The organism is Achromobacter sp. GbtcB20, assembly GCF_019091095.1.
Taxonomy (GTDB): Bacteria; Pseudomonadota; Gammaproteobacteria; order Burkholderiales; family Burkholderiaceae_B; genus Achromobacter; species Achromobacter mucicolens.
Map to the genome: position 1 here is coordinate 1 of NZ_JAGXJZ010000766.1, position 246 is coordinate 246.

Below are 246 nucleotides of genomic sequence, written 5' to 3' on the forward strand. Positions count from 1 at the left end.
TATGGGATCAAAGGCTGAAGAACTTCCGCTCGATCCGGAGGGGCTTGCAGGAAGTGGTCCGCGAGATCCGTGATGGTGTGTTTGGCGTCGCATACCGGGGATCTTCGCTTGAAACGGTAGTGCACTCCATCGCGGAGCAGCGTCAGATATTCAAAGGCGCAGATCATGCGTTCCTCTGGAAGCCGAAATTGCGTATTCCAGATATCTATGAAGACCGGGGCAACCAGCTCGCCTTCGGACGGTTCC

1 pseudogene is annotated in these 246 nt (G+C 55.7%); it reads left to right on the top strand.

The window, feature by feature from the left end:
- Positions 1-246: pseudogene (locus tag KVT32_RS31040) on the top strand (type II restriction endonuclease); the annotation flags it as partial.